The following is an 8,603-nucleotide window of genomic DNA, read 5'->3' on the forward strand; positions in this document are numbered from 1 at the left end:
CGCTGTAAGACGTGGATGCCCCGGGACATCTAGTGCGAAGACGCGCTTCGCGCTATTGCCCGGGCATGACGGGCTAGGAGCGCCGGCTTAGCATCCTAGTCAAAAAGGATTGCCATGACCGACCTCGCTCAACTCGAATCCCAAATTCTCGCCGATATCGCCGCCGCCGACGATGAAGCAGCCCTGGAAGCCGTCCGCGTCGCAGCGCTCGGCAAGAAAGGCTCGATCTCGGCGCTGCTGGCAACCCTCGGCAAAATGTCGCCGGACGAGCGGAAAACGCAAGGCGCCGCAATCAATCTCGCCAAGGACAAGGTGACCGAGGCGCTCACAGCGCGCCGCGACATCCTGAAATCGGCGGCGCTCGATGCCCGGCTGGCCTCCGAGACCATCGACGTCACGCTGCCGCTGCGCGAGGCACCCGCCGAACAGGGCCGCATCCATCCGCTGAGCCAGGTCTTCGAGGAGGTCAACACGATCTTCGCCGACATGGGATTTGCGATCGCCGAAGGTCCCGACATCGAGACCGACGATTACAACTTCACAAAACTGAATTTCCCCGAGGGTCATCCGGCGCGGGAGATGCACGACACCTTCTTCTTCAACCCTCGGGAAGACGGTTCGCGCATGCTGTTGCGCACGCATACGTCGCCGGTGCAGGTGCGCACCATGCTCAGCCAAAAGCCGCCGATCCGCGTGGTCTGCCCCGGCCGCACCTATCGCATCGATTCCGACGCGACCCATACGCCGCAGTTCCACCAGGTCGAGGGTCTTGTCATCGACAAGGGCTCGCATCTCGGCCATCTCAAATGGATCCTGCACGAGTTCTGCAAGGCGTTCTTCGAGGTCGATCACATCAACATGCGGTTCCGGCCGTCATTCTTCCCGTTCACCGAACCGTCGCTCGAGGTCGACATCCAGTGCCGGCGCGACAAGGGCGAGATCCGCTTCGGCGAGGGCGAGGACTGGCTGGAGATTCTCGGGTGCGGCATGGTACATCCGAACGTGCTGCGCGCCTGCGGCATCGATCCCGATGTCTACCAGGGCTTTGCATGGGGCATGGGCATCGACCGCATCGCGATGCTGAAATACGGCATCGCCGATCTCCGGCAGTTGTTCGAGAGCGACGTGCGCTGGCTTTCACATTACGGCTTCAAGCCGCTCGACATCCCGACGCTCGCGGGGGGATTGAGCACATGAGTGCCGTCCCTGCGAAATATCAGGGCTTGCGCTCCTTCGCGTTCGGCGACGGGCCGAGGCTGGCCGACGAGCTGCTCGACCTCGTGATCAAGGGCGTGAAGACCGCGACCTGCTCCACCGAGGACGGCCCGAACACGTCGACGCCGGGCGAACGCTGGATCGTGCTCGACGGACGCGGCACGCCGCGTTGCGTGATCGAAACGGTTGAAGTCACCTATCGCCGCTTCCCCGAAGTGGATGCCGCCTTTGCCTACGAAGAAGGCGAAGGCGACCGCAGCCTCGCCTACTGGCAGAATGCGCACCGCATTTATTTCGGACGGCTAGGCAGGTTCAGCGAAGACATGATGCTGATGTGCGAACGGTTCCGGCTGGTTGAGGTGTTTGCGCAGGCGGAACGGCCGTCATGAACGGATTGCGTGAGCTGACATCGGGCTCTGACCGGCCCCCTCTCACGACCGCCGTCGCGGAGAGAGTCTCCTCCCTGACCCTCCCCCACAAGGGGGGAGGGAACGGTGAGGACAGTGCAAGTATCACCGAGACAACCAACAATATTCGAGGCTCACAGCCATGAAGTTCACGCTCTCCTGGCTGAAGGAACATCTCGACACCGACGAGCCCCTGGAAAAGCTCGCCGACAAGCTCACCATGATCGGGCTGGAGGTCGAGAGCATCGAGGACAAGGCGAAGGCGCTGGCGCCGTTTTCGATCGCGCGGGTGATTTCGGCCGAGCAGCATCCGAATGCGGACCGCCTGCGGGTGTGCATGGTCGACACCGGCGACGGCGGCGCTCCGGTGCAGGTGGTCTGCGGCGCGCCGAATGCGCGCGCGGGCCTTGTCAGCGTGTTCTCGCCGCCCGGCACGTTCATCCCCGGCAAGAACATCACCCTCGGCGTCGGCACCATCAGGGGCGTCGAGAGCCGCGGCATGCTGTGCTCGGCGGCCGAGCTGCAGATTTCCGAGGACCATGACGGCATCATGGAGCTGCCGGCCGACGCCCCGATCGGCAAGGGCTATGCCGAATGGGCAGGCCTCGGCGATCCCGTGCTTGAAATCAACCTGACGCCGAACCGCCAGGATTGCACCGGCGTGCACGGCATCGCACGCGACCTCTCCGCTGCCGACATGGGCAAGCTCATCGATCCAGGCATCAAGCCGATCAGGGGCGAATTCCCCTGCCCGGTGAAGGTGACGGTGGAAGACGCAACGCTCTGTCCGGGCTTTGCGCTGCGGCTGGTGCGCGGCGTCAAGAACGGACCCTCGCCGGAGTGGCTGCAGAAGCGGCTAACCTCGATCGGGCTGCGCCCGATCAATGCGCTGGTCGACATCACCAACTTCATGACCTACGACCGCGCCCGGCCGCTGCATGTGTTCGACGCCAGGAAGGTGACGGGCAATCTCACCGTGCGGCGGGCCAAAGACGGCGAGAGCCTGCTGGCGCTCGACGGCCGCACCTACACACTTGATCCCAGTATCTGCGTGATCGCGGACGAGCATGGCATCGAATCGCTCGCCGGCATCATGGGCGGCGAGACTTCCGGCTGCGACGAGAACACCACCGATGTGCTGATCGAATCGGCGCTGTGGAACGAGATCAACATCGCGCAGACCGGCCGCAAGCTCGGCATCAATTCCGACGCGCGCTACCGCTTCGAGCGCGGCGTCGATCCGGCCTTCATGGTGCCCGGTCTTGAGCTTGCGACCAAGCTTGTGATGGAACTCTGCGGCGGCACGCCATCGGAGACCTTCGTCGTCGGCAAGGCCTTCGGCGACGACCGCATCATCGATTTCCCGCTGAGCGAGGTCAAACGTCTGGCGGGAATCGAGGTGCCGTTGGTCGAGGCGCGGCGCATCCTCGGCCATCTCGGCTTCATGGTCGCCGGCAGCGGGCCGATGGTGAAAATTGCCGTCCCGTCCTGGCGCACCGACGTTCACAGCAAGGCTGACATTGTCGAGGAGGTCGTGCGCATCGTCGGCGTAGATAAGGTGCCGATGACACCGTTCGAGCGCGGCGACGAAGCGCGCAAGCCGGTGCTGACCACGATCCAGAACCGCACCCGGCGCGCCAAGCGCGCGCTGGCGGCGCGCGGCATGGTGGAGGCCGTAACCTGGTCGTTCATTTCAAAACCGCATGCCGAACTGTTCGGCGGCGGACAGGCGGAGCTTGCGCTCGCCAACCCGATCGCGTCCGACATGTCGGACATGCGGCCGAGCCTGTTACCGGGCCTCGTCGCGGCGGCGCAGGCCAATGCCAACCGCGGTTATCAGGACGTTGCGCTGTTCGAAGTCGGGCAGGTGTTCAAGGGCGACAGGGCTGAGAACCAGTTTGTTGCGGCCGCCGGTGTGCGCGACGGGTTTGCGTCCTCGAAGGGCATGGGACGGCACTGGTCCGGTTCTGCCCAGACCGATGCGCTCGACGCCAAGGCCGATGCCTTTGCCGTGCTCGCAGCCGCCGGCGCGCCAATGCAGGCGCTGCAGATCGTGCCGGGCGGCGCAAGCTGGCTGCATCCGGGGCGTTCCGGTACCATCCAGATCGGCCCGCAGAACGTGCTGGGTTATTTCGGCGAGCTGCACCCGCGCGCGCTGGAAGCGCTCGGCGCCGACGGCCCGCTGACGGCGTTCGAAGTTATTCTCGATCGCATTCCCGACGCCAAGAAGAAGCCGACACGCGCCAAGCCGCTGCTCGAACTCTCCGCGTTCCAGCCGGTGTCGCGCGACTTCGCCTTCATCGTCGATCGCACCGTCAAGGCCGGCGATATCGTGCGATCTGCGCAAGGCGCGGACAAGAAGCTGATCACGGACGTGACCGTGTTCGACGTCTATGAAGGCAAGGGCATCGATCCGGCCAAGAAGTCGGTCGCGATTGCCGTGACGATCCAGCCGCGAGAGAAGACCCTGACGGACCAGGAGATCGACGCGGTGGCGGCAAAGATCGTGGCCGAGGTGACGAAGAAGACCGGCGGCACGTTGCGGGGATGACGCCGCATGAACCCTGCGGCACTCATTCCGGCTGAAATCGGCATCAACGCGGCGATCGCGATCTGCGCGGTCGCTTTCGTCTCCGGAACGGCGCGGGGTTTTTCCGGGTTCGGCTCGGCGCTGATCTTCATGCCGCTCGCGAGCTCAATAGCAGACCCGCGGCTCGTGGCCGCGCTGCTTCTGATCATCGATTTCGTCGCCGCCGCGCCGCTGTTACCGAATGCCTGGCAAAAAGCCGATCGCAGGGCGACTGCGGTCATAGTAATAGGCGCCCTGATCGGCGTGCCGATCGGGACTTACCTCCTCAGCCGCCTCGAACCGGTGACGACACGCTGGATCATTTCCGTCTTCGTCTTCGCGCTGCTGTTGCTGCTGCTATCGGGCTGGCGCTACCGCGGCAAGGACCACGCGGCGGTCGCGATCGGCATTGGCGGGCTATCAGGCTTTTGCAGCGGGCTGGCCCAGACCGGCGGCCCGCCGATCGTCGGCTACTGGCTCGGCCGGCCCATCGCCTCCGTCATTGCGCGCGCCAATATTGTGCTGTTCTTCGGCGCGTCGGATTTCTTTTCCGCTATCAGCTACGCCGCGACCGGACTGATCACGCTGGACGCGATTCTGTTCGCATTCGTTGTCGGCCCGGTCTACGGCGTCGGCGTCTGGTTCGGCGCCTCGCTGTTCGGCAAGGCCAGTGAAACCCTGTTCCGCGCGATCTGCTATGCGCTGATCGCGGCGGCGGTGATTTTTGGTCTGCCGGCGCTGGATGGCGTGCTGCGCTGACCGATCCGTCGTCGTCCCTGCGAACGCAGGGACCCATAACCACCGACGCCTATTGTTCGCACTGGATGTGGCTCCAGCCCGCCACAACAATTACCAACGGTGGTTATGGGTCCCGGCGCGCGCTTCGCTTGGCCGGGACGACGGGAGAGTTTTGCCCACCCTACGATTCCTGCTTTAATCCATCACCAGATCGCAATACGCATAACCGTCGCGCTCGACGCGCTCACCCGTCGTGACCGCCAGCCGCCGCGAAAACATCGGCCCCGCCACCACGCAGGTGTGAAACTCGCCGTTCTCGCCGCAAGCGTCGACGCCCTCCGGCAGCTCGGCCAACAGGGCCGCATCGAATGTGCGGCCGGCGAATTCGGCCGGCATCTTCTTCAGGTCGACGGTGGCGATATGTGCCTCCAGCCCGCTTGCGATCATCGCCTGCGCCAAGCCCAGCGTCGGCCGCTCCCACAGGGGAAACACCGGCGTGATGCCGGTGCCTGCCAGCTTCTGTTCGCGATAGGCGCGAATATCAGCGAGAAACAGATCGCCGAAGATCATGTGCGTGATGCCATCGGCAACAGCCTGTGCGACCGCCTCGCGCATCCGCGCCTCGTAAACCTCATTCGGACAGGGATAGGGGATCGGCACGATTCGCTGCGGCAGGCCTGCGGCCTCGCATTGCGCCTGCAATATCTCCTGCCGCACGCCGTGGATCGATACCCGGCCGAATGTTTCCGTCACGGTAGTCAGCGCGCCGACGACATCGAACTCTCCCGCGCGCATCACCTCATGCAGCGCAAAAGCCGAATCCTTGCCGCTTGACCAGGAGATCAGTGCTTTCGGACGGGCCATCAGTCGATCGGGGATGCCGACGTGCGCCGTCGTGTTTTCGCCGGCCGCGGCGGCGGCTCGGGATCCTTCAAAGCGCCGATCCGCCGCAAAGCCGCCTCTGCCGCGCGCTCGCCGCTCTCCCAGGCGCCGTCGATGGTCCCCCACAGCGTTTCATGGGTCGCCTCGCCGGCGAGATAGATGCAGCCGAACGGCTCGGTCAGGACCTTTCGCGAGGATTGCGCGCCGGGACCAGCCGCCGACATCGCGCCGAGCGCGAACGGCGCGGCGTTCCAGCGCGTCGCGCTCGATCTCTTCACCGCGGCCGCCGCCTCGCTGCCGAACAGTTTGGTCAGCCACTCCACCGCAAACGCCACCATGGCCTTCTCGCCCTGCGCGGAGAGATCGCCGCCAAACGAGCCAGCGACGTCGATCGTACAGAGCGACGAGCCGCCCATATTGGCAAGCATCAACGCCGTCTTGGTCGAATTGCTCTGCTCGATGACGACGTCGTCGCGCGCCAGCCCGAGCGGATTGCCCGGCATCTCCAGCGCGATCCGATCGTAGCTGCCGAGGCTCAGTTTCGAGGCGGCGTCGAGCATGCGCTTTGGCACATCTGGTGCGAATTTGATGTTGCCGGAGGCCAGCACATTGCTCGACACGGTGACCACGGCGGCACGCGCGGCGATCCTGCCCGCCGGCGTTTCCACGCTGACATCGCGGTTGCTCCAGACAATGCGATTGGCCGGTGTCGACAGCGACAGCGGCACCTGCTCGCCGAGCTTTGCGATCAGCGTGCCCAATCCCTGACGACAGCCGATCGCGGTATTGCGATCCTGCGCGCGGGACTTGTCGCCGACGGAGAAATCTTTCAAATCCTTTCCGGCAAGACTGGCGCCTAACACGAATTCCACCGTGCTGGCCCAGTCGCCGAGATCCTTCGGCAGCACGGAGGCACAGGAGACGTCGAACCGCCGCGCGGCTTCGTCGATGGCGCGGTTGGTACGCACGAGCGCGGCGAGAAATTGCTCGGTTTCTCCGGCGCGGGCGTTGCGGCGGCCGATGCGGATTTTCTGACCCGATGGCGCGGTCGTGATCTCAAGGCCCGCGGCGCGCGCCAGCTTGATCATCGGATTGGTTTCGGGATTGTGCATCCAGCGCGCGCCGCGATCGAACGGCACCTCGAAGGTCGAAGTGTCGGTCTGGCAGCGGCCGCCGACCTGATTTGCCGCCTCCAACACGATCACTCTGCGGTTCGCCGCCATGATCCGCCGCGCCGCAGCAATGCCGGCCGCACCCGCGCCGATCACGACAATGTCGGCTTCGCGCGGCAAGGGTGCTGCTCCCGCGCGCCCCCCGGAAAACACCGGAGTTGCCGCCAATGCCGCGGACGCCGACAGAAAGTGGCGGCGAGTCATTGTCATGTCATGGTTTCCGGGCCTTGAAGGAAAAGAGAACAGCTAGCGAACTGTGCAGCATCTCACGTCACGCAGCAACACTCATGGTAAATCAATCATGATTGATCCGTTTGACGCATGAACTAAATTGAAACCGCTTGCGACCATGCTAAGGGAACAAAAAAGGCGGACGAAAATCCGCTCAGGGGCAGTTTCATGGGCGTAATGCTCGATACCATCGGCCAGTTGATCGCGGGCTACCTGCAGAAGGAAGTCCCGGGCTACGAGCCGTTTACCCCCAGCGATCCCGAACATCTGCGCGGCGTCATCGAGCCCGGCGACGTGCTGCTGGTCGAAGGCAACAACCGCATCTCCGGCATCATCAAATACCTGACGCAATCCACCTGGTCGCATGGCGCGCTCTACGTCGGCCCGGTTGACGGCGCGCACGAACCCGATGGCGAGCCGCATGTGCTGATCGAGGCCAATATCGGCGAGGGCGTCACCTCTGCGCCGCTGTCGAAGTATTTTCCCTATCACACCCGCATTTGTCGCCCGGTCGGCCTGTCCTTTGAGGACCGCACCACGGTGTGCCGCTACGCCATCAACCGGATCGGCTTCGGCTACGACACCAAGAACATCGTCGATTTGATGCGTTATCTGATTCCGTTGCCGATACCGCAGCGATGGCGGCGGCGCATGATCGCGTTCGGCTCCGGCGATCCCACCAAGATCATCTGCTCGGCGCTGATCGCGCAGGCGTTCGACGCCGTGCGCTATCCGATCCTGCCGAAGATTACCCGCGCCGCCTCGCGAAAGGCCCGGCGCGAAATCCTGCATATCCGCGATTCCTCGCTCTACATGCCGCGCGATTTCGACATCTCGCCCTATTTCGAAGTCGTCAAACCCACCATCGTGCACGGCTTCGACTACACGGCCCTGCACTGGGCCGACAAGCAGAAGCCGCTCCCGGAGGTAGCGGGCCAATTCGGTGTGTTTCCAGAGGTCAAGTCGCCGCCGCTTGTTCCTGAAGAGATTGACGAAGAGACGCCGCTTCCGGCTGCGGCTGAAGAAGTGACCGTCGAGACCACGATGATCGAACGCGTCACCGTGTCGGAACATTATCTCGCCGTCGAATATGTCCCGGTCCGCCCGCCGGAGCGCCGCATGAAGCCGCGCACGCCGGAGATGGTGGCGTAGACCTCGTAGCAGCTATTAAACCCTCATGGTGAGGAGCCGCGTTAGCGGCGTCTCGAACCATGTGGCCCGGTTGGTGCCATTCATCCTTCGAGACGCGCTTCGCGCTCCTCAGAGCCTGACCGAAAAAGAAAGTTGAGTGATTTCAGCCCGTTGTGATTCCTTCGTGTTTGCGAAGACTCGAGGGGAGCACAACATGTGTTGGACCGAAATCACCCGCGAACAATATCGGCGTGACGG

7 protein-coding genes are annotated in these 8,603 nt (G+C 64.0%); 5 read left to right on the plus strand and 2 right to left on the minus strand.

Annotated elements, in window-relative coordinates; all coding sequences use genetic code 11:
- The first annotated feature begins 114 nt into the window (after positions 1 to 114).
- The 4 genes from pheS (at position 115) to GWE18_RS34380 (ending at position 4,950) form a co-directional block, all read left to right on the plus strand.
- Positions 115 to 1,197, plus strand: a complete 1,083-nt coding sequence (pheS, locus tag GWE18_RS34365; RefSeq protein WP_275190106.1) for a phenylalanine--tRNA ligase subunit alpha — start codon at positions 115 to 117, stop codon at positions 1,195 to 1,197.
- Positions 1,194 to 1,604 carry an ASCH domain-containing protein gene (locus tag GWE18_RS34370; protein WP_275190107.1) on the plus strand — a complete coding sequence of 137 codons (411 nt, stop codon included), beginning with the start codon at positions 1,194 to 1,196 and terminating at the stop codon, positions 1,602 to 1,604. Before pheS ends, GWE18_RS34370 begins: the two co-directional genes overlap by 4 nt.
- A 160-nt stretch (positions 1,605 to 1,764) precedes the next feature.
- Positions 1,765 to 4,173 carry a phenylalanine--tRNA ligase subunit beta gene (gene pheT, locus GWE18_RS34375; RefSeq protein ID WP_275190108.1) on the plus strand — a complete coding sequence of 803 codons (2,409 nt, stop codon included), beginning with the start codon at positions 1,765 to 1,767 and terminating at the stop codon, positions 4,171 to 4,173.
- A 6-nt stretch (positions 4,174 to 4,179) separates the two neighbouring features.
- Entirely contained in the window at positions 4,180 to 4,950 is a 771-nt protein-coding gene (locus GWE18_RS34380; RefSeq protein ID WP_275190109.1) for a sulfite exporter TauE/SafE family protein, read from the plus strand.
- Between the two features lie 174 nt (positions 4,951 to 5,124).
- On the opposite strand, the gene GWE18_RS34385 is transcribed toward GWE18_RS34380, so the two are convergent.
- Positions 5,125 to 5,793, minus strand: coding sequence for an adenine nucleotide alpha hydrolase (locus GWE18_RS34385; RefSeq protein ID WP_275190111.1), 669 nt, complete (start codon positions 5,791 to 5,793; stop codon positions 5,125 to 5,127).
- Positions 5,793 to 7,193: an NAD(P)/FAD-dependent oxidoreductase gene (locus tag GWE18_RS34390; protein WP_275190112.1), complete on the minus strand. Its 1,401-nt coding sequence runs from the start codon at positions 7,191 to 7,193 to the stop codon at positions 5,793 to 5,795. The genes GWE18_RS34385 and GWE18_RS34390 overlap by 1 nt, the downstream gene beginning before the upstream one ends.
- A gap of 189 nt (positions 7,194 to 7,382) precedes the next feature.
- Here GWE18_RS34390 and GWE18_RS34395 point away from each other — a divergent pair, with 189 nt between their 5' ends.
- The gene (locus tag GWE18_RS34395) at positions 7,383 to 8,366 is read left to right on the plus strand and encodes a YiiX/YebB-like N1pC/P60 family cysteine hydrolase (RefSeq protein ID WP_275190113.1); all 984 of its coding nucleotides are present in this window, start codon (positions 7,383 to 7,385) and stop codon (positions 8,364 to 8,366) included.
- Positions 8,367 to 8,603: the final 237 nt, after the last annotated feature.

This window comes from Bradyrhizobium sp. CSA112 (assembly GCF_029051645.1).
GTDB lineage: Bacteria > Pseudomonadota > Alphaproteobacteria > Rhizobiales > Xanthobacteraceae > Bradyrhizobium.